Origin of the sequence: Bradyrhizobium sp. ORS 285 (assembly GCF_900176205.1) — a bacterium.
Taxonomy (GTDB): Bacteria; Pseudomonadota; Alphaproteobacteria; order Rhizobiales; family Xanthobacteraceae; genus Bradyrhizobium.
In genome coordinates this window covers 3,970,484-3,993,193 of record NZ_LT859959.1, presented here as the reverse complement: position 1 = coordinate 3,993,193, position 22,710 = coordinate 3,970,484, and the positions used below count along the sequence as shown (strand labels likewise).

General features: G+C 66.3%; 21 protein-coding genes. 8 read left to right on the top strand and 13 right to left on the bottom strand.

The features are described from left to right. Positions 1 to 26: 26 nt before the first annotated feature. The 4 genes from alr to BRAD285_RS17945 all read right to left on the bottom strand — a co-directional run bounded on the left by alr (position 27) and on the right by BRAD285_RS17945 (position 4,885). Positions 27 to 1,214, bottom strand: a complete 1,188-nt coding sequence (gene alr / locus BRAD285_RS17955) for an alanine racemase (RefSeq protein ID WP_006610968.1) — start codon at positions 1,212 to 1,214, stop codon at positions 27 to 29. 45 nt (positions 1,215 to 1,259) lie between these two features. Further along, the gene (locus tag BRAD285_RS17950) at positions 1,260 to 2,768 is read right to left on the bottom strand and encodes a replicative DNA helicase (RefSeq protein ID WP_035645668.1); all 1,509 of its coding nucleotides are present in this window, start codon (positions 2,766 to 2,768) and stop codon (positions 1,260 to 1,262) included. Positions 2,769 to 3,073: 305 nt separating this feature from the next. Next, positions 3,074 to 3,196, bottom strand: a complete 123-nt coding sequence (locus BRAD285_RS36530) for a hypothetical protein (RefSeq protein ID WP_256387647.1) — start codon at positions 3,194 to 3,196, stop codon at positions 3,074 to 3,076. A 438-nt stretch (positions 3,197 to 3,634) separates the two neighbouring features. Beyond that, complete coding sequence (locus tag BRAD285_RS17945; RefSeq protein ID WP_035645665.1) at positions 3,635 to 4,885, bottom strand: cyclopropane-fatty-acyl-phospholipid synthase family protein; 1,251 nt, start codon at positions 4,883 to 4,885, stop codon at positions 3,635 to 3,637. Between the two features lie 393 nt (positions 4,886 to 5,278). On the opposite strand from BRAD285_RS17945, the gene BRAD285_RS17940 reads away from it, so the two are divergent. Beyond that, the gene (locus BRAD285_RS17940) at positions 5,279 to 6,079 is read left to right on the top strand and encodes a hypothetical protein (RefSeq protein ID WP_006610964.1); all 801 of its coding nucleotides are present in this window, start codon (positions 5,279 to 5,281) and stop codon (positions 6,077 to 6,079) included. 54 nt (positions 6,080 to 6,133) lie between these two features. Here BRAD285_RS17940 and rplI read toward each other — a convergent pair whose 3' ends face one another. From rplI to rpsF, 4 genes are all read right to left on the bottom strand, one after another. After that, entirely contained in the window at positions 6,134 to 6,724 is a 591-nt protein-coding gene (rplI, locus tag BRAD285_RS17935; RefSeq protein ID WP_006610963.1) for a 50S ribosomal protein L9, read from the bottom strand. 50 nt (positions 6,725 to 6,774) lie between these two features. Beyond that, positions 6,775 to 7,722 carry a hypothetical protein gene (locus tag BRAD285_RS17930; protein ID WP_006610962.1) on the bottom strand — a complete coding sequence of 316 codons (948 nt, stop codon included), beginning with the start codon at positions 7,720 to 7,722 and terminating at the stop codon, positions 6,775 to 6,777. A 144-nt stretch (positions 7,723 to 7,866) separates the two neighbouring features. Then, positions 7,867 to 8,106, bottom strand: a complete 240-nt coding sequence (gene rpsR / locus BRAD285_RS17925; RefSeq protein ID WP_006610961.1) for a 30S ribosomal protein S18 — start codon at positions 8,104 to 8,106, stop codon at positions 7,867 to 7,869. Positions 8,107 to 8,111: 5 nt separating this feature from the next. Then, positions 8,112 to 8,591: a 30S ribosomal protein S6 gene (gene rpsF / locus BRAD285_RS17920; RefSeq protein WP_006610960.1), complete on the bottom strand. Its 480-nt coding sequence runs from the start codon at positions 8,589 to 8,591 to the stop codon at positions 8,112 to 8,114. Positions 8,592 to 8,963: 372 nt separating this feature from the next. Here rpsF and fabD point away from each other — a divergent pair, with 372 nt between their 5' ends. From fabD to gmk, 7 genes are all read left to right on the top strand, one after another. Then, positions 8,964 to 9,923 carry an ACP S-malonyltransferase gene (fabD, locus tag BRAD285_RS17915; protein WP_006610959.1) on the top strand — a complete coding sequence of 320 codons (960 nt, stop codon included), beginning with the start codon at positions 8,964 to 8,966 and terminating at the stop codon, positions 9,921 to 9,923. Positions 9,924 to 9,956: 33 nt separating this feature from the next. Beyond that, entirely contained in the window at positions 9,957 to 10,694 is a 738-nt protein-coding gene (gene fabG / locus BRAD285_RS17910) for a 3-oxoacyl-[acyl-carrier-protein] reductase (protein WP_006610958.1), read from the top strand. 434 nt (positions 10,695 to 11,128) lie between these two features. Next, entirely contained in the window at positions 11,129 to 11,368 is a 240-nt protein-coding gene (locus tag BRAD285_RS17905) for an acyl carrier protein (protein WP_006610957.1), read from the top strand. A 213-nt stretch (positions 11,369 to 11,581) separates the two neighbouring features. Then, positions 11,582 to 12,847 (top strand): beta-ketoacyl-ACP synthase II, encoded by a 1,266-nt coding sequence (gene fabF, locus BRAD285_RS17900; RefSeq protein ID WP_006610956.1) that lies wholly within the window; start codon positions 11,582 to 11,584, stop codon positions 12,845 to 12,847. A 269-nt stretch (positions 12,848 to 13,116) separates the two neighbouring features. Continuing rightward, positions 13,117 to 14,397: an endolytic transglycosylase MltG gene (gene mltG / locus BRAD285_RS17895; protein WP_087877657.1), complete on the top strand. Its 1,281-nt coding sequence runs from the start codon at positions 13,117 to 13,119 to the stop codon at positions 14,395 to 14,397. A 122-nt stretch (positions 14,398 to 14,519) separates the two neighbouring features. Further along, positions 14,520 to 15,407: a YicC/YloC family endoribonuclease gene (locus tag BRAD285_RS17890; protein WP_006613425.1), complete on the top strand. Its 888-nt coding sequence runs from the start codon at positions 14,520 to 14,522 to the stop codon at positions 15,405 to 15,407. Between the two features lie 3 nt (positions 15,408 to 15,410). Beyond that, a complete protein-coding gene (gene gmk / locus BRAD285_RS17885) occupies positions 15,411 to 16,070 on the top strand; it encodes a guanylate kinase (protein ID WP_006613426.1) in 660 nt (219 codons plus the stop codon). A 6-nt stretch (positions 16,071 to 16,076) separates the two neighbouring features. Here gmk and BRAD285_RS17880 read toward each other — a convergent pair whose 3' ends face one another. From BRAD285_RS17880 to BRAD285_RS17860, 5 genes are all read right to left on the bottom strand, one after another. Next, a complete protein-coding gene (locus tag BRAD285_RS17880; protein ID WP_006613427.1) occupies positions 16,077 to 18,482 on the bottom strand; it encodes a hypothetical protein in 2,406 nt (801 codons plus the stop codon). Positions 18,483 to 18,859: 377 nt separating this feature from the next. Next, positions 18,860 to 19,918: an alcohol dehydrogenase gene (locus BRAD285_RS17875; RefSeq protein WP_006613428.1), complete on the bottom strand. Its 1,059-nt coding sequence runs from the start codon at positions 19,916 to 19,918 to the stop codon at positions 18,860 to 18,862. Between the two features lie 26 nt (positions 19,919 to 19,944). Then, positions 19,945 to 20,805, bottom strand: a complete 861-nt coding sequence (gene rsmA, locus BRAD285_RS17870) for a 16S rRNA (adenine(1518)-N(6)/adenine(1519)-N(6))-dimethyltransferase RsmA (RefSeq protein WP_006613429.1) — start codon at positions 20,803 to 20,805, stop codon at positions 19,945 to 19,947. Then, a complete protein-coding gene (gene pdxA, locus BRAD285_RS17865; protein ID WP_035647557.1) occupies positions 20,802 to 21,812 on the bottom strand; it encodes a 4-hydroxythreonine-4-phosphate dehydrogenase PdxA in 1,011 nt (336 codons plus the stop codon). The genes rsmA and pdxA overlap by 4 nt, the downstream gene beginning before the upstream one ends. Beyond that, positions 21,800 to 22,666, bottom strand: coding sequence for a SurA N-terminal domain-containing protein (locus BRAD285_RS17860; RefSeq protein ID WP_006613431.1), 867 nt, complete (start codon positions 22,664 to 22,666; stop codon positions 21,800 to 21,802). The genes pdxA and BRAD285_RS17860 overlap by 13 nt, the downstream gene beginning before the upstream one ends. Between the last annotated feature and the right edge of the window lie 44 nt (positions 22,667 to 22,710).

The window sequence follows — 22,710 nt, the reverse complement described above, 5'->3', positions numbered from 1 at the left end:
CCAACGTCTGCGCCTGCTGCGGAAACTCAGCTCTCCGCAACCGCCGCACCACCTTTATAGATCCGGTGATAGCGGTGGCCGAGATTGGTCAGGACCTCGTAGCCGATGGTGCCGAAATGATGCGCGAGCTCGTCCACCGTGATGCCTTCGCCGAGCAGGGTGGCGAAGTGGCCGCGGCGGGCGGCCTTCGGTGGCAGGTCGGTGACATCCACGGCGATGAGGTCCATCGAGACGCGGCCTGCCACGGGGCAGCGCTGGCCGGCGATGATGACGTCGGCGCCGCGGGTGCCGTCGTTGGAGGAGGCGGCGCGGAAATAGCCGTCGGCATAGCCGGCGGAAAGGATCGCGATCTTGGTCGGCCGGCGTGCCGTCCAGGTGCCGCCATAGCCGACGACATCGCCGCGCGCGAGGTCGCGCAACTGCACGATACGGGCCTTGATCCCGGCGACCGGCTGCATCGGATTGTCGGCCTCGGGCGTCGGGTTGACGCCGTAGAGCGCAGCACCGGGGCGCACCATGTCGAACTGGAAGGAGGCGCCGAGGAAGATGCCGGAGGAGGCGGCGAGCGCGGCCGGGACGCCGGTGAAGACGCTGGTGACCTCGCGGAAGGCCGCGAGCTGGCGGGCGTTGGCGGGGCTGTTGACCTGCTCGGCGGAGGCGAGATGGCTCATCACCAGGGTGATGCCGTGGTCGCCGCTCTGGATGCGCGGGATCATGCCTTGCGCGTCGACCGGCGAGAGCCCGAGCCGGTTCATGCCGGTGTCGACATGGATGGCGGCGCCGCCCTTCCAGCCCGTGCGCCGGCAGAACATGTCCCATTCGGCGAGCTCGTTGAGATCGCCGATGACGGGGCGGCAATTGATCGCGGCGTAGTCCTCGCCGGTGTTCTGGAAGAATCCGTCGAGCACGTAGAGCGCGGCCTGGTCGGGCAGGGCGCTGCGGGCCACCTTGGCTTCGCCGAGCGTGGCGACGAAGAAGGTCTTGCAGCCGGCGGCGGCGAGCGTGCGCGCCACCTGCGGAATGCCGCAGCCATAGGCGTCGGCCTTGATCACGCCGGCGCATTCGGCCGGCACCGCGGTTTTTTCCAGCTTGCGCCAATTGGCGGCGAGCGCATCGAGGTCGATGGTCAGCACGCCGGTGGCGCTGGCGGGGACTTGGCTGACCTCGTCAGCCAATACCGGCTGCTCGGCGGGTTTCTGCTCGGGAACACTCATGCGGCGCTTTTACGCGCCGCAGCGCATCTGTTCAACAGCACACGGTCAGTAGTCGTGATTCTGCGGCGGCAGGCCGTCATGCGCGAGATCGCCGAACCGGGTGACCGAGGCGTCGAAGTGCAGCTCGACCGTGCCGGTCGGACCGTGGCGCTGTTTGCCGATGATCACTTCGGCCTTGCCCAGCGCCAGATCCATTTCCATCTGCCACTTCTGGTGCTCCTCGGTACCGGGGCGCGGCTCCTTGGCGGCGAGGTAGTATTCGCCGCGATACACGAACAGCACGACGTCGGCGTCCTGCTCGATCGAGCCGGATTCGCGCAGGTCCGACAGCTGCGGCCGCTTGTCCTCGCGGTTTTCGACCTGACGCGACAGCTGCGACAGCGCGATGATGGGAACACTGAGCTCCTTGGCCAGCGCCTTCAGGCTGGTGGTGATCTCGGTGATTTCCTGCACGCGGTTGTCATTGCCGCGCTTGCCCGAACCCGACAGCAGCTGGATGTAGTCGATCACCAGGAGGTCGAGGCCCTTCTGGCGCTTCAGCCGGCGGGCGCGCGCCATCACCTGCGCAATCGAGATGCCGCCGGTTTCGTCGACATAGAACGGCAGCGACTGCAGCTCGATGGAGCATTCGCGCAGCTTCTCGAAATCGGCCTCGGAGATGCCGCCGCGGCGGATCATGCTGGAGGGAACGCCCGAGCGCTCGGCGATGATACGGGTGGCGAGCTGCTCGCCGCTCATTTCGCACGAGAAGAACCCGACCACGCCGCCTTGCGCCGCTTTGTAGGTGCCGTCGGGCTGCAGTTCCGGAACGTAGGCCTGGGCGACGTTGTAGGCGATGTTGGTGGCGAGCGAGGTCTTGCCCATGCCGGGACGGCCGGCGAGGATGATCAAGTCGGAGTGCTGCAGGCCACCCATCTTGGCGTCGAGATCCCGCAGGCCCGTCGAGATGCCCGACAGCTTGCCGTCGCGCTGGAACGCTTTCGCGGCCATGTCGAGCGCGGTGGTCAGCGCCTGAGAGAATTTCTGGAACCCGCCATCGTAGCGGCCGGACTCCGCGAGCTCATACAGCCTGCGCTCGGCGTCCTCGATCTGGTTGCGCGGCGCGAAGTCGACCGGCGCGTCATAGGCGACATTGACCATGTCCTCGCCGATGCCGATCAGGTCGCGGCGCAACGACAGATCGTAGATCGTGCGGCCATAGTCCTGCGCGTTGATGATCGTGGTCGCTTCGGCGGCAAGCCGCGCCAGATACTGGCCGACGGTCATGCCGCCGAGATCGACATCGGCCGGCAGGAACGTCTTCAAGGTCACGGGCGTCGCGACCTTGCCCATGCGGATCAGGCTGCCGGTGGTCTCGAAGATGGTCTGATGCAGCGGCTCGAAGAAATGCTTCGGCTCAAGGAAATCGGACACACGATAGAACGCGTCGTTGTTCACCAGGATCGCGCCGAGCAGACCCTGCTCCGCCTCGATGTTGTGAGGCGCGGTGCGATAGGCCGGGGTCGCGGCGTCCGGAGGAGCCAGCTTGAGTACGTTCGAATCGGTCAATGCCATGGATGCGTGTTTAGCAGCTTTGAAGGGGAGGGGATAAAGCGCCAGTCGCCGACGAAGCGGAAGCGAAAGCTGAGCGCAATTCACTGTCCGGTAAATCTGGTGGATGAATCCGGACTCGCCAGATGCCGTGCTTGACGGGAACCCGCGGACTCAACGTTCCCGACAGGGAAGCGGAACTCCGGTGCAATCACGCGGCGAGATGCGACGCGCGCGTACGAGATGATGATCGCGGGCAGGATCTTATGAGGTGGGAGAGATGCCGGCAGGCAGGCGTGCGGCGTCTGGCGTCCGCTCCGCGCGAGAGCTCAGATCAGCAGCAGATACAGAAGGGCCAGGAGCGAAGCGCCCACACCGGCGGCAATCAGCGCGTAGTCGGTGCTGAAGTCGGTCTGAGGTTCCAACATGGCTGGGGCCGGGTTCTTGATCATGCCGGGACATTACGGCCGGGCTTTCCCGGGGTCTGTGAGCCAGTTCACAGATCGAACGATTTGTTCGAAAGTTTGAGACGGATGAGCGCGATCTCTCTTTTAGAGTGTGAGCAATACAAGGCGCATCCCAAAATAGAGAAGCTCAGCGAGCAGCTGCAGAGCGACGACTTTCCTTCGGCAGTTCGAGATCCAGCAGATGTTCTCCGCTGTCGTCCCGGGCAAGCCGCGAGGCCGCGTCAGCGGCCTCGTGGCGCCGACCCGGGATCCATAACCACAGGGAGGCATGCTGACGCGAGATGCCGACCCAGTTGCGCGCCTCAACAGCCGCCTGTGGTTATGGGTCCCTGCGTTCGCAGGGACCACAGCAGGGGGCGTGGAGACACCTTGAGTCCTCGCGACGCGTCGGCTCATCGAGATCCTGCGCGCTGGCGACACACGCTACTCCCCCGCCATCCGCAGCGCCGGACGTGCGCCACGCTCCAGCGCGCGCAGCCGCGCCTCCTCGCGAGGGATGTAGTCGCGGGTCATCGGCACGATGCCCTGCCGCTTCGTCAGCTGGATCTGGAAGTTCATCATGTTCTGCTTGCGGAAGCCCATTTCCGCCGCCGCCAGATAGAACTCCCACATTCGCGCGAAGCGCTCGTCATAGAGCTGCACGGCCTCCTCGCGGCGGGCCATGAAGCGCTCGCGCCAGGCCTTCAGCGTCTCGGCGTAATGCAGGCGCAGGATCTCGATGTCGCAGACCAGGAGTCCGGCGCGCTCGATCGCCGGCAGCACCTCCGACATCGCCGGGATGTAGCCGCCCGGGAAGATGTATTTGGCGATCCAGGGATTGGTGGAATCCGGCCCCTCCGAGCGCCCGATCGAATGCAGCAGCATCACGCCGTCGTCGTCGAGCAGCTCGGCGCAGCGGCGGAAGAAGGTGTCGTAGAACGCGGCGCCGACATGCTCGAACATGCCGACCGAGACGATGCGGTCGAACGTGCCGGGCACGTCCCGATAATCCTGCAGCAGGAAGCGCGCGGAAGCCGAAAGGTTTCGCTCCGCGGCGCGGGCATTGGCGACCTGCAGCTGCTCGGCCGACAAGGTCACGCCGGTGACGTCGGCCTCGTACATCTCCGCCAGATAGAGCCCGAGCCCGCCCCAGCCGCAGCCGATGTCGAGAACGCGATGGCCGCGGTCGATCAGCAGCTTGGCGGCGAGATGCCGCTTCTTGGCGAGCTGGGCATCATCCAGTGTCGTATTCGGTGCGTCGAAATAGGCGCAGGAGTATTGCCGGTCGGCATCGAGGAACAGCGAGTAGAGCCGGCCGTCGAGATCGTAGTGATGCGCCACGTTCCGGCGCGCGCGAGCCTTGAGGTTGAGCTGGCGCAGCGGCCGGATGAGATAGCGCACCCACCATTGCGGCTTGGCCCAGTCGGGCATCACGGCCGGCTGGCTCATGACGATGGAGAGCAGATCCGCGACCGAGCCGCGCTCGATCACGAACGTGCCATCCATATAGGTCTCGCCGAGCGCAAGCTCGGGATTGGCCAGGAGCCGGCGCTCGGCCTGGCGGGTCACGAAGCGCGCCGCGACCGGGACGCCGGTCCCGTCTCCGCAGCTGAATGTTGCGCCGTCGGCGGTCGTGAAGTTGATCGACCCACGGCAGATGAAGTTAGCCAACAGAGTACGCAGCAAACGGTCCATTCGCATCACCCAACGAGCTACCCCCGTAAGATGCTGACTTGCCCGACCGTCGCACTCGACGCATTGAGAACCGATTGGTTCCCATTCCAATGTTACCTATGTTGGTTGGAAGGCATATGTGGACCTCGTCGACGGACACAATGCAGTTATTTCGAACGCATATTGAAGCTGGGACATCTCCGCGGCGGGACATCTGTGCGCTTTCATTCCCCCTCCGATCCGCTAAAAAGGCGGTGGCCACCGGACTTTAGCCGGTGTTCGGCACACTGGTGCCGAGCGAGGCCTGGGATGACCGCAGGCGACAATTCGAACGTCGCCGGTGGCGAGGGAAGCACGGCGACTGATATCGCGAACGGTGCCGTGTGGGGCAAAACCATAGGCTGGAGAATGAGAATGGTGGGCCGAGCGCTCAATTTGGCGGCGGTGGTTGCCGTGTTCTGCGTGGGCCTGGCGGGGGTGGCCAGGGCGCAGGAGAATCTGGACGCGGGGAAGTCCCCGGCTCAGTTGTTCAACGGCAGCTGCGTGGTGTGCCACAAATCCCCGCGCGGTCTGGCCAAGACGGTGTCGGCGGGATCGCTGCCGGGATTTCTTCGCCAGCATTACACGACGAGCCCCGAGATGGCCGGCGTGCTCGCCAACTACCTGATCTCCAACGGCGCCGCCGATGCGCGCTACATGGGTCATTCGGGCAAGGACAGTAATAAGGAGGGCAAGGAGACGCGCTCCGAGCGGCGGGCGCGGGCGACTGCGGCCGAGCCGTCCGAGGCCAAGCCTGAGACCAAGCCTGCGGATGATGCCGCGAGCCCGGCCGAGCCGCGCCGCCGCGGCCATCATTCGAAGCGTTCGGCACCGGCCGAGGCAAAGCCCGAAGCCGGCGCGGATCCGGCTGCCGCGCCTGCTGACGGCGAGGCGGCAGCGCCCGCCAAGAAGGGCAAGCTCGGCAAGCGCAAGAAGCCGGCCCAGGACGGCGCCGCCGCGGATGAAACCAAGAGCGAGCCGACCGGCGCGACCGCTCCGGCTCCGGCTCGCGACGACAGCGCGTCACGCTCCGAGCCGCCGCGGGTCGAGCCGGCCAGGTCGAGCGAGGCGGCGCCCGCGCTCCGCGCCGATCCGGTGCCGCCGGTGACGCCGGCCCCGGCGACCACCCAGTCGGTCCCGGCGGATCCCTCGGTGCCGTCGTCGCCATCGCGGTGAGACTGAAAAAAGCCCGGCTCGATGAGCCGGGCTTTGTTTTTTGATGCAGCGCGCTTACTGCGCAGCCGGCTCGGCAGCGCCCTCGTCCTGGGCCTCCGGATCGAAGAACTCGCCGGCGGCGGCGATGGCTTCGGCGGCGGCGTCGCGGTCCTCCTGGCGGGTCGAGATGTCCTCGCCACGCTTGATGCGCTCGGCCTCGTCGGCGCTGCGGGCCACCGTCACGGTCACCGAGGTCTCGACCTCCGGGTGGATCGCGATGGTGATCTTCTGCTGGCCGATGGTCTTGATCGGCGCATCAAGCCAGACCTGCGGCCGGCTGACGGTGATGCCGTCGGCGGCGAGCGCGGTAACGATGTCGCGGACCGAGACCGAGCCGAACAGCTGGCCCGATTCCGATGCCTGGCGGATGATGACGATGTCGCGGCCGTCGATCTTCTCGGCGACCTTCGACGCCTCGCCCTTGGCCTTGATGTTGTTGGCCTCGAGCTCGGCCTTCATGCCCTCATACTTGGCCTTGTTCTCGGCCGTCGCCCGCAGCGCCTTCTTGCGCTTGAGCAGGAAGTTACGGGCGAACCCGTCCTTGACCTTCACGATCTCGCCCATCTGGCCGAGCTTGGCGACACGTTCCAGCAGAATGACTTCCATCGATGTTCTCCTTCAAGATGTTCGGAAGTGGTTGGTATGAGGTGAAATTCTTACGGCACCGGCAGCGGCGGCGGCTGCCGCGGGCCGAAGCGGTGGCGGAGGTCGAAGGCGGCGTCGGCAAGGCCGAGCGCGACCATGGCCAGCACGGGGAGCGGCCAGATGAAGGTCAGCATCAGCGCGTAGGCGAGGCCGAGCCACAGCGGCCGCGTCCGCATTGGCAAAGTGAGCGTATGCAGCACCGCAAAGCCGGTGAGCGCATAGGCCGTCAGCAGCGCTGCAGCCGCGATGCGCGCCAGCAGGCCGACCAGGCCGTCGGGGAAGCAGAAGGCGATCACGGCGAACAAAGCGGGCAGCGTCATCACCGGCAGCTTGGTTTCGCGCAGGCGCGGCCAGGGACGCAGCAGCCGGCCGGAGACTGCGGTGATCTTGGCGGCGATCACGACGTTGAGCGTGAGGATGGTGGTCATGATCATCGCGACCATGACCGGCGCCATGAAGACCAGCAGTTCGAGCAGCCGGGGAACGTCGAGGCCCTCTGGCGCGCCGGTCCTGGCCAGCACCCGCTCGAGCAGCCGCCGGAACGACTGATTCGTGGCGGACACGTCGGTGCCGAAGGCGAACGCGACGATCAGCGCGGCGATCACGGCGACCCACAGCAGGATGCTGCCGGGCGGATACCATTCGACGCTGTCCTGACCGGACGGACCGGTCACCGTCCGGCCGAGCAGGATCAGATGGCTCAGCCACCAGGCGGGAAGGGCGACGGATATCGCAAAGATCTCGGCGCGCGAGAAACTGAAGGCGGCCAGCACGCAAGCCGTGGCGAAGATGCCACCGATCGCGGCGCAGAGGCGGCCCCAGGCGATGCCGGCGACCATCAGCGGAACGGCAGCGAACAGCGCAAGCACGAGCGACAGCATCACGCCCGACACCGTCGAGGCGAACATGACGGCGGAGGCAGCGCCTGCCGCGAGCGCGATGAGAAGCGTTCCGATCATCAGCTGTCCCGCTCCCTTCGAGCGGTTAGAGGCGAGGAGGCCCCAACCATCGGCGACCGGACGACCCGGAAGCCTTATGAGATTTCGACAAAGAGAACCGGCGGCGCGAGGCCGCCGGTCTTGGATCAGGTCTTGGATCCGCGTTTAGCGGATGACGTAGGGCAGCAGGCCGAGGAAGCGGGCGCGCTTGATGGCGCGGGCCAGCTCACGCTGCTTCTTGGCGGACACCGCCGTGATGCGGCTCGGCACGATCTTGCCGCGCTCGGAGACGTAGCGCATCAGCAGCTTCGAATCCTTGTAGTCGATCTTCGGCGCATTCGGACCCGTGAACGGGCAGGTCTTGCGGCGGCGGAAGAACGGGCGACGTGCGGGGGCTTCAGCCATTGATCTTACTCCTCGTCCGCAGTTTCTTCGTCACGGGGCCGGCGCGGGCCACGATCGCCACGGTCACCGCGATCGCCACGGTCACCGCGATCGCCACGGAAGCCGCCGCCTTCGCGCTCGCCGCGGAATCCACCGCCGCGGTCGTCGCGCTCACGGTCGCGATCGGCCTTGCGCATCATCGCCGACGGGCCTTCCTCGAGCTCCTCGACGCGGACGCTGAGGTAACGGATCACGTCCTCGCTGATCCGCTCCTGGCGCTCGATCTCGGCGATCGCCGCGGACGGCGCGTCGATGTTGAGCAGCACGAAGTGCGCCTTGCGGTTCTTGTTCATGCGGTAGGTGAGGGAGCGAACGCCCCAATTCTCGGTCTTCATGACCTTACCGCCGAGACCCTCGACGATACCGGTCATCTGAGCCGTCAGTTCTTCCACCTGCTGGGTGCTCGCGTCCTGACGCGCGAGGAAAACATGCTCGTAAAGCGGCATGGCTGTCCTTTCCAAGTTGGCGCAAATCCCGGCGTCAAGCCCTTCGAGCCCTTGTGGAAAGGACTCGCAGACGTCAGCTCAGAAGGCGGGAACACGGGACGACGGGCCGACTGGCCCTGCCACATCAAAGTCGCCTGGACATCCTGGAGAGGGTACATCCCCAGGAACGAGCAAAGCGGATTTGCTGGGACCGTCCGTTCAGCTCCCGGCTCGGGATCCACGGATGGCGGGCCTTATACCGATTTTGGGCCGCAAGGCAAGGGAAAGTGGTCGAAATGCGCCCGCCACGCGCTTGACATCACGGGGCCGGCCAGTGTCTTTCCGGCCAAAGTTACTCAATTCCAGGGATTTTGAAACGTTCAGGGAGCGGCCATGACGGCAGCATTCACTTTTCCGGGGCAGGGGTCCCAGGCCGTCGGCATGGGCAAGGCGCTCGCGGACGCGTTTCCGGCCGCCCGTGCGGTCTTCGATGAGGTCGACGCCGCGCTTGGCGAGAAGCTGACGACCATTATTTGGGAAGGCCCCGCCGAAACCCTGCAACTCACCGAAAATGCCCAGCCTGCCCTGATGGCGGTCTCGATGGCGACATTGCGGGTGCTCGAGACTGAGGCCGGGTTCTCGGTCGGCCGCGACGCCGCCTTCGTGGCCGGCCATTCGCTCGGCGAATATTCGGCGCTGGCGGCCGCCGGCAGTCTGACGATTGCCGATACCGCCCGCCTGCTGCGCACGCGTGGTCTTGCCATGCAGAAGGCGGTTCCGGTCGGGGTCGGCGCGATGGCGGCGCTGCTCGGGATGGATTACGAGGCCGCGGTGGCTGTCGCCGAAGAGGCGGCCCAGGGTGAGGTCTGCCAGGCTGCCAATGACAATGGCGGTGGCCAGGTGGTGGTGTCCGGCAACAAGGCCGCTGTGGACCGCGCCGTTGAGATCGCTCGCGCCAAGGGCGCCAAGCGCGCGATGCTGCTGCCGGTGTCCGCGCCGTTCCACTGCCAGCTGATGCAGCCGGCGGCCGACGTGATGGCCGAGGCGTTGTCCAAGGTCGTCATCAAGGCGCCGGCATCGCCGCTGATTTCCAACGTGCTCGCCGCGCCGATCAGCGATCCCGACGAGATTCGCCGTCGTCTGGTCGAGCAGGTCACCGGCACGGTGCGTTGGCGCGAATCGATCGCCTATATGGCGGGCCAGGGCGTGACGCGCTTCTTCGAGATCGGCGCCGGCAAGGTGCTCAGCGGCCTGGTCAAGCGGATCGCCGATGGCGCGGTCGGCATCGCCGTCGGCGGACCGGCGGACATTGCGGCCGCCAAGGATGCGCTGGCCGCAGCGAAGGCATCGTAAAGGGCCGCGTCTGCGGCAGTGAGGAGAGTTGAGATGTTCGATCTGAGTGGCAGGACCGCGCTGGTCACCGGCGCGACCGGCGGCATCGGCAATGCGATCGCCAAGGCCTTGCATGCCCAGGGCGCGACCGTTGCCGTGTCCGGCACGCGTCGCGAGGTGCTGGAGACTTTGGCAGGCGAGCTGGGCAGCCGTGTCCACGTGCTGCCCTGCAACCTGTCGGATGCGGCCGAGGTCGAAGCGCTCGTGCCGGCTGCGGAGCAGGCGATGGGCCAGGTCGACATTCTCGTCGCCAACGCTGGAATCACCCGTGACAACCTGTTCGTGCAGCTGCGCGACGAGGACTGGGATGAGGTCATCAAGGTCAACCTCACCGCCACCTTCCGCCTGTCGCGCGCTGCTACCAAGCTGATGATGCGCAAGCGCTTCGGCCGCATCATCGCGATCACCTCGATCGTCGGCGTCACCGGCAATCCGGGTCAGGGCAATTACACGGCGTCCAAGGCCGGGATCATCGGCATGATCAAGACACTCGGCGCCGAATATGCCAAGCGCGGCGTCACCGCCAACTGCATCGCACCCGGCTTCATCAAGACGCCGATGACCGACGCGCTCAACGACAAGCAGCGCGAGAGCATCCTGGCCAAGGTGCCGGCGGCGCGATTGGGCACGCCCGAGGATATTGCTGCAGCTGCGGTCTATCTCGCCTCCAACGAGGCGGCCTACGTCACCGGACAGACCATCCACGTCAACGGCGGCATGGCGATGATCTAGCCGCCTGCTGCGGCTCGGAATGCGGCGAAAAGACGTCGCAGCGACCGCGCCGGGCCGTGTGGTCAATGATTCGCGTGTATGGTAACCGGGCGGCTGATGGGGGCACGAAGAACGCCATTGCAGGATTTCCAAACCCTGTATATTGGCGGGGCGAGCTGCCATCGTTCGCCGGGCCTCCGTCGGCTGGTGCTGCTGATCTGGGTTCCTGTTTGAGCGCTCTGGGTCGAAGGCGTACCGGACTGGTGGAGTGAGGATTGGAGTTGTGAGTGGCCCCGTTTCCTAAGTTTGCGGACCGCAAGTCGGCGGCCAAGCTTCGGTAAAGGGGCGCTGCGGGGCAAATCTGGTTTTGCGCGATTGCGAGGGAAGTTTAGCGGCCGGGATGACGCGGATCATCCGGGGGTCGGGTCTTAAAGGAACAAGCACGAGGTTGAACGATGAGTGAGATTGGCGAGCGGGTTAAGAAGATCGTGGTCGAACACCTTGGTGTCGAGCCCGAGAAAGTGGTCGACAACGCGAGCTTCATTGACGACCTGGGTGCCGACAGCCTCGACACGGTCGAGCTCGTCATGGCCTTCGAGGAAGAGTTCGGCTGCGAGATTCCGGACGACGCCGCGGAGACGATCCTGACGGTCGGCGACGCCACCAAGTTCCTCGAGAAGAACGCCAAGAGCTAACGCTCCGGCGAGAGTTGCGCGAAACCGGCCGATCCGTCTTGTGCGGTCGACCGGTTTCTTGCTGTTGGCGGTGTTGTCGCGGCTGCCGCCGGCCGCCGGCTTACGACCAGCAAGCTCCGTCACGCGAGATTGTTGCTCGAAACAATGACCCGAGGTGCAGGTGAAGCCGCGAGCCCATTGCCTGCGTGCAAGGTCTGGTCTGGAGAAACGGATATGAGGCGGGTTGTCGTCACGGGCCTTGGCATGGTTTCGCCGCTTGGCTGCGGGGTGGAAACGACCTGGCAGCGAATTCTCCAGGGCCAAAGCGGCGCGCGCGTGATCGAGTCGTTTGAGGTCTCCGATCTGCCCGCCAGGGTCGCCTGTCAGGTGCCGCGCGGCGATGGCTCCGATGGCACTTTCAATGCCGACCAGTGGATGGAGCCGAAGGACCAGCGCAAAGTCGACGATTTCATCATCTTCGCGATGGCCGCAGCGCGCCAGGCGCTCGATGACGCCAATTGGCACCCTGCGACGGAAGAAGACCGTTGCGCCACCGGCACGCTGATCGGCTCCGGCATCGGCGGTCTGTCTGGTATTGCCGACACCGCGATCCTGCTGAAGGAGCGCGGTCCGCGGAAGGTGTCGCCGTTCTTCATTCCCGGACGCCTCATCAATCTCGCCTCCGGTTACGTCTCGATCGAGCATGGCCTCAAGGGTCCCAATCATTCCGTCGTCACCGCCTGTTCGACCGGCGCGCACGCCATTGGTGATGCGAGTCGTCTGATCGCGCTCGGCGATGCCGACGTGATGGTGGCCGGCGGAACCGAATCTCCGATCTGCCGAATCGGCATGGCCGGCTTCTGCGCGGCGCGCGCGCTGTCCACCGGCTTCAACGAGACGCCGGAGCGGGCCTCGCGTCCCTACGACAAGGATCGCGATGGCTTCGTGATGGGTGAGGGCGCAGGTGTCGTCGTGCTCGAAGAGTATGAACACGCCAAGGCGCGTGGCGCGCGGATCTATGCCGAGGTCTGCGGCTACGGTCTGTCGGGCGATGCCTATCACATCACCTCGCCGTCACCGGATGGCGACGGTGGCTTCCGCAGCATGAGCGCGGCGTTGAAGCGCGCGGGCATCACGGCCGCCGACCTCGACTACATCAACGCGCACGGCACCTCGACACAGGTGGGCGACGAGATCGAGCTCGGCGCGGTCGAGCGTCTGCTCGGCAATGCCGCTTCGAAGATCTCCATGTCCTCGACCAAATCGTCGATCGGTCATCTCCTGGGTGCAGCCGGCGCCGTCGAAGCGATCTTCAGCATTCTCGCGATTCGGGATAACATCGCGCCGCCGACGATCAATCTGGAGAACCCGTCGGTGGACACCGCGATCGACCTCGTTCCGCATAAGCCGCGTCAGCGCGAGATCAATGTGGCGCTGTCGAACTCGTTCGGTTTCGGCGGCACCAACGCGTCGGTGGTTCTGCGGCGCGTGGTGAACTAGTGAGGAAGGACGGACGGACGCGTGGGCCTGTTGCCAGTTTGTCACGCGGATTTCCGACTGCAGCCACACTAGAACCCAACACTTCGCGTGTCTTTCACGAGGCGGCCGAGCACCGCCGCGGTACGCGGATGTGCATGGCGGCGATAGCAGGCGAAAACACCTTTTCGCCGTATTCGATGACGAATCGTTAGGGATGGGCGAGAACTGCGGGTCGGTGGCGTGGGGTGCGCGCGGCCACGACGAGAGCGACAGGACTGAAGGTTGCATCGATGAGTGAACGGCCGCCCATCTCGCCCCGTAGTCCGCGCGCAGCGCTGGAGCCCGAACGGGTGCCGCCACCGCCGCGTCGTTCCGAGCGGGCGCGCAATCCATTCGTCGTCGTCGGCAATGCCATCATCACCCTACTGATCCTGGCGATGATCGGTGCCGGCGCGGCCTATTATTACGGCCGTCAGATTCTCGAAGCGCCGGGGCCGCTGCAGGACGACAAGATCGTCAACATTCCGCAGCGCGCCGGCAAGCGCGACATCGCCGACGTGCTCGCGCGCGAGGGCGTGATCGACGTCAATCCCTGGATCTTCATCGGCGGCGTCTACGCGCTGAAGGCCAGTTCCGATCTCAAGCCCGGCGAGTACGCGTTCCAGAAGAATGCCTCGCTGCGCGAAGTGATCGGCGTGATCGTCGAAGGCAAGGTCGTGCAGCACGGCGTCACGATTCCAGAGGGCCTGACCTCGGAGCAGATCGTCGCCCGTCTGTCGGACAACGAGATCTTCACCGGCAGTGTCCGCGAGATTCCGCGTGAGGGAACGCTGCTGCCCGAGACCTACAAGTTCCCGCGCGGCACCAGCCGCGATCAGGTGATCCAGCGCATGCAGCAGGCGCAGAAGCGCGTGCTCGCCGAGATCTGGGAGCGCCGCAGCCCGGATCTGCCGGTGAAGTCGCCCGAGCAACTCGTGACCTTGGCTTCCATCGTCGAGAAGGAAACCGGCAAGCCCGACGAGCGCAGCCGCGTCGCTGCGGTGTTCGTGAACCGGCTCAGGCAGCGGATCAAGCTGCAGTCCGACCCGACCATCATCTACGGTCTCGTCGGCGGCAAGGGCACGCTGGGCCGGCCGATCAAGCGCAGCGAGATCACCCAGCCGTCGCCGTACAACACCTATGTGATCGAGGGCCTGCCGCCGGGGCCGATCTCCAATCCCGGCCGTGCCTCGCTGGAAGCGACCGCGAACCCGGCACGCACGCGCGATCTCTATTTCGTCGCCGACGGTACCGGCGGTCACGCCTTCACCGAGACGTACGATCTTCACCAGAAGAACGTTGCGAAGCTCCGGGCGATGGAGCGGCAGACCCAGAACGACACCATCGAGCCGGAGGAGGCGCCTCCGGCGGTGGCTGGCGGAGCGGCTGATCCGGCCGCCGCCGCGGGCGCGCCGCGGGCGCCTGCGGGGGCCAAGAGGCCGCCGGCCCCCCGTGCGTCCGGAGGTGCGGCGCCTGGTAACGGCGCGCGCCAGGGCGCGGCCCAGCCAAGCCCGCCGGTCGTTCAGCAATAATTTTCCACGCATGCCGGCCGCGCAGAACCGGGCTTAACATTTGCCCAAAAGGCCGTAAGGTTCGCGCACTTTTGGCGGGCGAGTCTGTCGCCCGCTGCTGATTTGCCGGAGATATTGACGAAATGGCGCTGTCGAGCATGACCGGCTTTGCCCGTCACCACGGGGCAAGCGGTCCCTACTCGTTCGAGTGGGAGTTGAAGTCGGTCAACGCCAAGGGATTGGACGTCCGGGTGCGGCTGCCGCAGGGCTGGGACGAGGTCGAGGCCTTCGCCAAGAAGCGCGCCACCGAGGTGCTGTCGCGCGGCACCGTCTATGCAAACCTCACCGTCAAGCGCACCGAGACCGGCTCGACGGTGCGCATCAACGAGGACGTGCTGGCGGCGGTCGTGAAGGTCGCGAGCTCGCTGTCCGGCCGCATCGACGCGGTCGCGCCGAGCATCGACGGATTGCTGTCGATCAAGGGCGTGATCGAGGTGGCCGAGCCCGAGACCGACGAGGCCGAGGACAAGGCTGCCCAGGAGGTGGCGATCGCGACGTTCGAGACCGCGTTGAAGCAGCTCGTCGAAATGCGCCGGCGTGAGGGCGATACGTTGGGCCAGATCCTCAATCAGCGCGTCGATGAGATCGAGGGGCTGGCGAAGCGGGCGGAGGCCTCGCCGGGCCGCAAGCCGGAGGCCATCAAGGCGCGCCTGGCCGAACAGGTCGCAGCCTTGCTCGACACGTCTGACCGCTTCGATCCCGATCGCCTGGCGCAGGAGGCGCTGCTGATCGCCGCCAAGGCCGACGTCCGCGAGGAGCTGGATCGCATTGCCTCGCATATCGCGCAGGCGCGCGAGATGCTCGGCAAAGGCGGGCCGGTCGGCCGCCGGCTCGACTTCCTCGCCCAGGAATTCCACCGCGAGGTCAACACCACCTGCTCGAAGTCGAACGACATCGAGCTGACCAATATCGGCCTCGAGCTGAAGACGGTGGTCGAGCAGTTTCGCGAACAGGTTCAGAATCTGGAGTGATCCATGGCGGCTCACGACGGAAGCTTCGACGGGGTTGAGCGGCGCGGCCTGATGTTCGTGCTGTCGTCGCCTTCGGGCGCGGGCAAGACGACGCTGTCGCGCCTGCTGATCGAGCGCATGACGGGCCTGCGGATGTCGGTCTCGGCGACGACGCGGCCGATGCGGCCGGGTGAGGTCGACGGCCGGGACTATCACTTCGTCGACCGCGCGCGCTTCGAGGAGATGGTCAAGCGCAACGAACTGCTGGAATGGGCGACCGTGTTCGACAACCGCTACGGCACGCCGCGCGGGCCGGTGGAAGCCGCGCTCTCGGCCGGCCAGGACGTGCTGTTCGACATCGACTGGCAGGGCACACAGCAGCTACGCGAGAAGGCGCGCCAGGACGTCGTCAGCGTCTTCATCCTGCCGCCGTCGGCGGCCGATCTGGAGAAGCGGCTGCATACGCGCGCGCAGGACTCCCATGAGGTCATCCGCGGCCGCATGAGCCGCGCCAGCCATGAGATGAGCCACTGGGCCGAGTACGACTACATCGTCATCAACCGTAACGTCGACGATGCATTTGCCGAGGTGCAATCGATCCTCAAGGCCGAGCGGCTGAAGCGCGAGCGCCGCACGGGACTGACGACGTTCGTGCGCGAGCTGCAAAGCCAGCTCGAGAGCTGACGCCTCCTACGCGCGCCGACCGAGGCGCGCCAAGATGTCCTGGATGCCGTCGAGCGACTCGTCCTGCTGAATATTGCGTGGCCGCGGCCGCAGTGCCGGCGGCCGCGGAATGAAATCGAGCGGCGGCGTTGCCGAATCCTCCATCGGAGTCGGGGCAAACAGCGGGCGCTGCTGCGGAGTTCGCTGCGGCTGCTGCTGCGGAGCCTGCTGAGGCCGCTGCCGCGGTTGCTCGACGGCCGCTGGCGGGACCGCCGCCGGGATCGATGACCGCGACTCGAGCAGACTCATCAGTTGCGCGGCAGGATCGTCATGCAGGTGCGCCACATTGTGCGGAGCTTCGGCCGCGAACGCCGCGAGCTCTTCCTCGGGCGGCTGCTCCGGCTCCAGCTCATCCTCCGGCAATGAGAAGCGCGACTGCAGCAGGTTGATCAGCGCCGCTGCGGGATCGTCGAGCTCGTCCTCCTCCGCGGTCGCACGGCTCTCGTCCGACACCGCTTCCGGTTCAGCCGCGCCGACGCGCTCGTCGGCCTGATAAGTCGGCTGTCGCGCCGCGTGCGCGCGCAGCGTCTCGATCAGCGCGGCCGCTGGATCGGCGGCGGCTGGTTGCGCGGAGACTCCGGTCGTTTGCTGGGACATGGCAAAATCCGGCTGAGCGATCGGCTGCGCGCTGCGCAATTGTGGCATCATCTGCTGCGGTGCCTGGGCGGGCTGCGGTGCGGCAGCCTCCGCCATCGGCTGCGAAACAGCTAGGGCCGGACCGGGGACGGCATGCGGCGCCTCGCCGGTCTCGGTGGCGGGCTGCGTGTTGCGCCGCTTGGCCGCGCGTGACACCAGCAGCGCGGCGATGACTTTGGCGGCGTCGAGCGGCGCGGCGCCGGCGGACGGTGATGCGGCTTCGCCCGCGCGGGCCTTGCGCAACGCCGTCACGATTTCGCTGACATCGACCGGCGCGGGCGGCTCAGCGGCCGCGGCAGGCTGGACCGGCTGCGGCAGTGGAGCGGCCGGAGATGAGTTTGGAGCGACGAATGCGGGGGCTTGCGCAGCGGTCCGCTGTGCGGGCCAGGTCTCATTCGCGGTCGGCTCGCTCCAGGCGGCATGACCAGGCGAAGCCGGAGGTGCGACGGCATTGGTCTGGGCCGCAGTCATCTTCGCCTTTGCCGCAGCGGCCTGCGCCAATGCCATCTGTGCGGCGGCGATCTGGGCCGCAGCGGTCTGCGCCTGCTGGGCCTGGGAAGCGGCGGGCATCGGCGCGGTACTGGAAGGTTGAGCGGCCGCCGCGATGTGGTCGGGAGCTGTGGGCGGAGCCCGTCGTGCCGCGGCGTGCTCCGCGAGCTGATCGGCCGCCTGCCACACGGCGTCCGTGTTTTGCGACCGCTGCATGTCCGAGGCGGCGTCGAGCTCACGCCGCCGCGCGGAGACGGCCTGGTGATGGCCGTGCTGATGCGCGGGGCCTGGATGGTATCCGCGAGGCTCGACAGGCTCCGGCTGCGCAGACGCCAGCCGCGCGCTGGCGAGATCGAGCGCTGAAGCCGGCTGTGCACCGCGGCTGTTGCCGGCGTGCGATGGTGCGGGCGGCATGCCGCCACGATCGGCGCGCGAGCCCGCGGGCGACGCCTTGGTCCGCGGCTGCGTGCGGGAGCGACGGTTGCGCGCCGCATCCGCGTGCCAGCTTCGGTTGCCGCGTCGGCGACGTCCCATGCGGCTGAGCCGGTAGAGCGCGCTGGCGAGCAGGCCCGAAATCGCGAGAGCGCCGATCACCACCAGCATCAGCATGTGGATCGGAGCTTCCGGCTTGGCCGTCTTCGAAATGTTGGCACCTTGGCCGTCGAAGGCCGGCGTGGTGTTGGCCATGTCGGCATTGCCGTCGTCGGCCATGGCGGCGGAGGTTGAATCTCCGCTGGCCGTCTCAGCCTGCTGCTGCGGCGGCGGTGCCGAGGGCCAGGGCGAGGCGCTATCGAGGCCGCGCGGCAGGCTGGCGTCCGAGGCCGTCAAGGTCGTCGGCGTGATCGCGACGTTCTGTGGTTTCGGCGTGCCCCTGACGGCGAGGTCAGTGCGCAGGCGTGGCTGCGGTGCTTCTGCAAGAGCGTCGGCCGCCGCGCGGGGAGCAGGGCCGTCGGTCCGGCGCGTCGTCAGCTTGGGAGGAGCCGGCTGGGCGAAGTCCCACGGCGCCGGTTGCTGGGCCGGCCGGGCCAAAGCCGCGGTGTTGCTGCCGTTGGCATCCTTCAGATACCAGCAACGCCGGTTGGTGCCGCGATCAAAACGATAGTACCAGCGCTGCGCATCGGACTTCTCCCCCGTCGGCTCGGTGAGACACTCCTCTGCTGCAATGACAACACGCGGCAGCGCGACCACGACCGTCCCGATGACGCCAACGGCAATGGCAAATGCAACTCCTGCCGTTCGGCCTGCCATTGACGACTCCGGATACGCTTACGCAACGGCGCGTTCTCGGAGACAAGTTGGGTGGCAATGAGCCGCAATTCCGGATTAATTCTGGCTCGGTTGTTTCGTCGTCGAGTGCGGCATTTTCCCCACAAGAGATTTCGTCTCGCCTGACGAATTCGGCCGTGATCTCGGGCCAAAGTGGTCACATCGGTGAAGGCCTGCGGCGCAATTCATCCGTGGCGATCGCGTGCCAAGGCCGACAACCGTAGCGTTTGTGGACAAATGATCGGCGACGAAAGCCGTTGGAAAACGTGCCGTCGTTCTCTGATCGAACGCTCTGCGGAGCTGCAGATCGTCAGCGGGCGGCGATGCGCCAAATACCACCGCCCGCTGAATGCGACTTATTAGTTGGTCAGGACGACACGTCCGACGACATGGCCGGCGCGCAGCGCGTCGATCCACTTCTGCACGTCCGCCATCGGCTCCTCGCGCATCGGCGGCGGCTTGATCTTGCCGGCGCGCGCGAGCGCCATCAGCTCATGGCCTTCGGCGAGCGTGCCGACCATGAAGCCCTCGATCGTCATGCGCTTGTAGACCCACTGCACCATCGGTAGGGTGAACTGGCCGCCCATCAGTCCGGACACCACGATCTTGCCGCCGCGCGCCACGACCGAGACTGCGAACGTCATCGACTTCTCGTTGCCGGCGAAGTCGACGACCTCGTCGAAGCCACCCTCGGTCTCCTTCAGGATGCGCTTGATCACATCAGGCTCGGCCGGATCGTAGGCCGTCGCCGCGCCGTTCTGCAGCGCCGTCTCGCGTGCGGCGGAGGAGAGATCGGCCACCGAGATCGGCTGCTTGAACATCGCCTGCGCGAATGACAGGCCCATCATGCCGACGCCGCCGAGACCGATCAGCAGCAGGTTGCGCTGGCGTGGTCGATCGACGAGTCGCTTCAGCGCGCCATAGGCCGTGACGCCCGAGCACATCAAGGTCGCGGCCTGGTTCACCGGCAGCGGATCATATTCGAGCAGGTATTTCGCGTCGGGCACCAGCACGTGGGTGGCAAAGCCGCCGTCGATCGAGACGCCGAGGAAGCGCTGCTTGGCGCACAAATTCTCGTCGCCATTGGCGCAGTCGCGGCACTGGCCGCAGCCGATCCACGGAAATACCGCGCGGCGGGCGCCGATCAGCTCCTTGGGCACCTCCGGTCCGACCTCGTCGACGACGCCGGCGATCTCGTGCCCAAGCGTAAACGGCAGCGTCATGCCGCGCGTGGTGTCCAGGCGCTTGCCATTGCCGAGATCGGCGTAGCCATCCTGGATGTGCAGGTCGGAGTGGCACAGGCCGCAGCGTTCGATGCGCACGAGAACTTCACGTCCCTGCGGCTTTGGAGTTTCGACGATCGTCTCGCACAGCGGTGCATCGAACTTGACGAGCGACTGACGACGCATCAACGCCATGATGAATCTCCCTGAAATGCTTGTTGTTAGGTCTTGTTATCGTTGCGACTATTGGTCAATTCGCGGGCCATGGCAACAAAGCCGGAGACGGGAATGGTCTCGGCGCGGCGGGTCGGATCGATGCCGGCGGCGGCGGCGAGGCGCGCGGGATCCGTGGGCAGCGACTTCAGGCTCTGCCGCAGCATCTTGCGGCGCTGACCGAAGGCGGCAGCGGCGACCTGCTCGAGCGCACGGCGGTCGCACGGTTCGGGCTCCGGGCGCGGCACCAACCGCACGATGGATGAGGTGACTTTCGGCGGCGGCACGAAGGCCGACGGCGAGATGTCGAACAGGATCTTGGTCTCGCAACGCCAGTTGGCGAGCACGCCGAGCCGGCCATAGGCCTCCTCGTCCTCCGTGGCGACGATGCGCTCGGCGACCTCGCGCTGGAACATCAGCACCATCATGTCGTACCAGGGCGGCCACGGCTCCGCGGAGAGCCACCCGATCAACAGATGCGTCGCGATGTTGTAGGGCAGGTTGGCGACGATCTTGGCTTTGGTGCTGCCGAGATAGGGACGGACGTCGAAGGTGCGGGCGTCGGTGCAGACGATCTCGAGGCGCCCGGGATAACGCGCTGCGATCGCCTGCAGCGCGGGGATGGCGCGCTCGTCATGCTCGATGGCGATCACGTGACGGGCGCCGAGCGCGAGCAAAGCGCGCGTCAGGCCGCCCGGGCCCGGGCCGATCTCGACCACGGTGGCATCCTCGAGCGGACCTGCGGCACGCGCGATGCGGGCGGTGAGATTGAGATCGAGCAGGAAGTTCTGGCCGAGCGCCTTGCGCGCCGACAGCTGGTGCTCGCGGATGACCTCGCGCAGCGGCGGGAGGTCGTCGATCGCGCTCATGACGATTGGCTGGCCATGCGCGCGGCGAGCTGCAAGGCTGCGATCAGGCTCGCCGGATTGGCGGTGCCCTTGCCGGCGATGCCGAACGCCGTACCGTGATCCGGCGAGGTCCGGATGAACGGCAGGCCGAGCGTGACGTTGACGCCCTCGTCGAACGCCAGTGTCTTGATCGGGATCAGCGCCTGATCGTGATACATGCAGACGGCGCAATCATAATTTTTGCGCGCGGCCGCGTGAAACATCGTGTCGGCGGGCAGCGGTCCCTGCACGTCGAGGCCGGCGTTGCGCAACGTCGCGATTGCAGGCGCAATGATCGTGTCTTCCTCGGTGCCGAGCGTGCCGTCTTCGCCGGCATGCGGATTGAGGCCGGACATCGCGATGCGCGGCCGTGACACCCCGAAATAACGGCGCAGGCTGGCGGCCACGATGCGCGTTGTCGAGGTGATCAGCGGGCTCGTGAGCTGCTCGATCGCATCGCGCAGGGCGACATGGATGGTCACCGGCACGACCGCAAGATCAGGCGACCACAGCATCATCACCGGTTGCGGGACGGCTCCGCCGTCGGCGGCGAGCTCGGCGAGAAATTCGGTATGGCCGGGATGGGAGAAGCCGGCGCGATACAGCACGGCCTTGGCGATCGGATTGGTCACGACGGCTGCGGCGCGTCCGGCCTGGACGTCGGCAACGGCGTGCCGGATCGAACCGATGGCCGCGTCTGCACTGGTGGCATCGGGCCGGCCGGGCAGGGCCGTGACACGATGGCCGGTGGAAACCACGGGCAGGGCGCTGGCGAAGGCCTGCGATGCCTCCTCAGGTCGCACCTCGGCCACCGGGATCTGCAGGTCGAGGAGCCTGGCCCGCTGCGCCAGAAACGCGGGATCACCGAGCACGTAGAAGACGGGAAGTCCAAGTGTGCTCCGGCGCAGCCAGGCCTGCAGGGTGATATCGGGGCCGATACCTGCCGGTTCCCCCAAGGTCAGCGCGAGCGGCTTCGTCATCGGCGATATTCGATCATCGCCGCCTTGCGGACTTCCTGCAGATAGGCCTTCGACGTCGCCTCGTACTTCTTGGCGTACATCTGTTCCTTGATCTCGCGCTTCTTCGGCGTGTCGATCGTGGTCGGCGTGCGCGAGCAGAGGGCCACCATCTGGATGCCCTGCTTGGTCGATTCCGGCGGCGTCAGGTGACCGATCGGGGTATCGTCCAACAGCTTGCGCAGATTGGGCGGGATATCCGCTGACGTCTTGACCACGATCTCCTTGATGACGGCGTTCGCCGTGGTCTTGAAGATGGTGTTGGCGTCGGCACAGCTCTGCACGCGTGCCCGCAGAGCCTCGGCTTCCTTGTGGCGGATTTCCATCGCGCCCTGATTGGACGAGTTCGCGACGATCAGAACCACCGGCTGCATCTTGTATTCGAACGCCTGACCCTGCTGGTCGTTGTCACCGCCGGCCGCGGTGACGGCTGCCGCCACCTCCTTATCGGAGATGATCAGGCGCTCCTTGTAGCGGCCGCGCACGAGGCTGGTCCAGACGATCTCGGCCCTGATGCGAGCCTTGAGCGTGTCAGGCCGCACGCCCTGGCTCTCGAGCGTTCTGGTGAGCTGCTCGGCGTTGACACGCATGCGAGAGCCCATGCCGGCATAGGACTGGTCGATATCGGCGGAGGTCGGCTCGACGCCGAACTTCTTGCCTTCCTTGATCTTCACCTTGTCGTCGATCAGCTCGTTGATGATCTCCTGGCGAGACTGCTGCTTGCGGGTGCTCAGGAAGTTCAGCTTCGTGCGCTGTTCGATGTCGTAATCGGTGATCGGATCGCCGTTCACCATCACGACGATGCTCTGGGCGTGAGCGGATGTCATTCCAGAGCCCCAGACCAGCGCGGCAAGTGCGCAGAGGGCCAGGG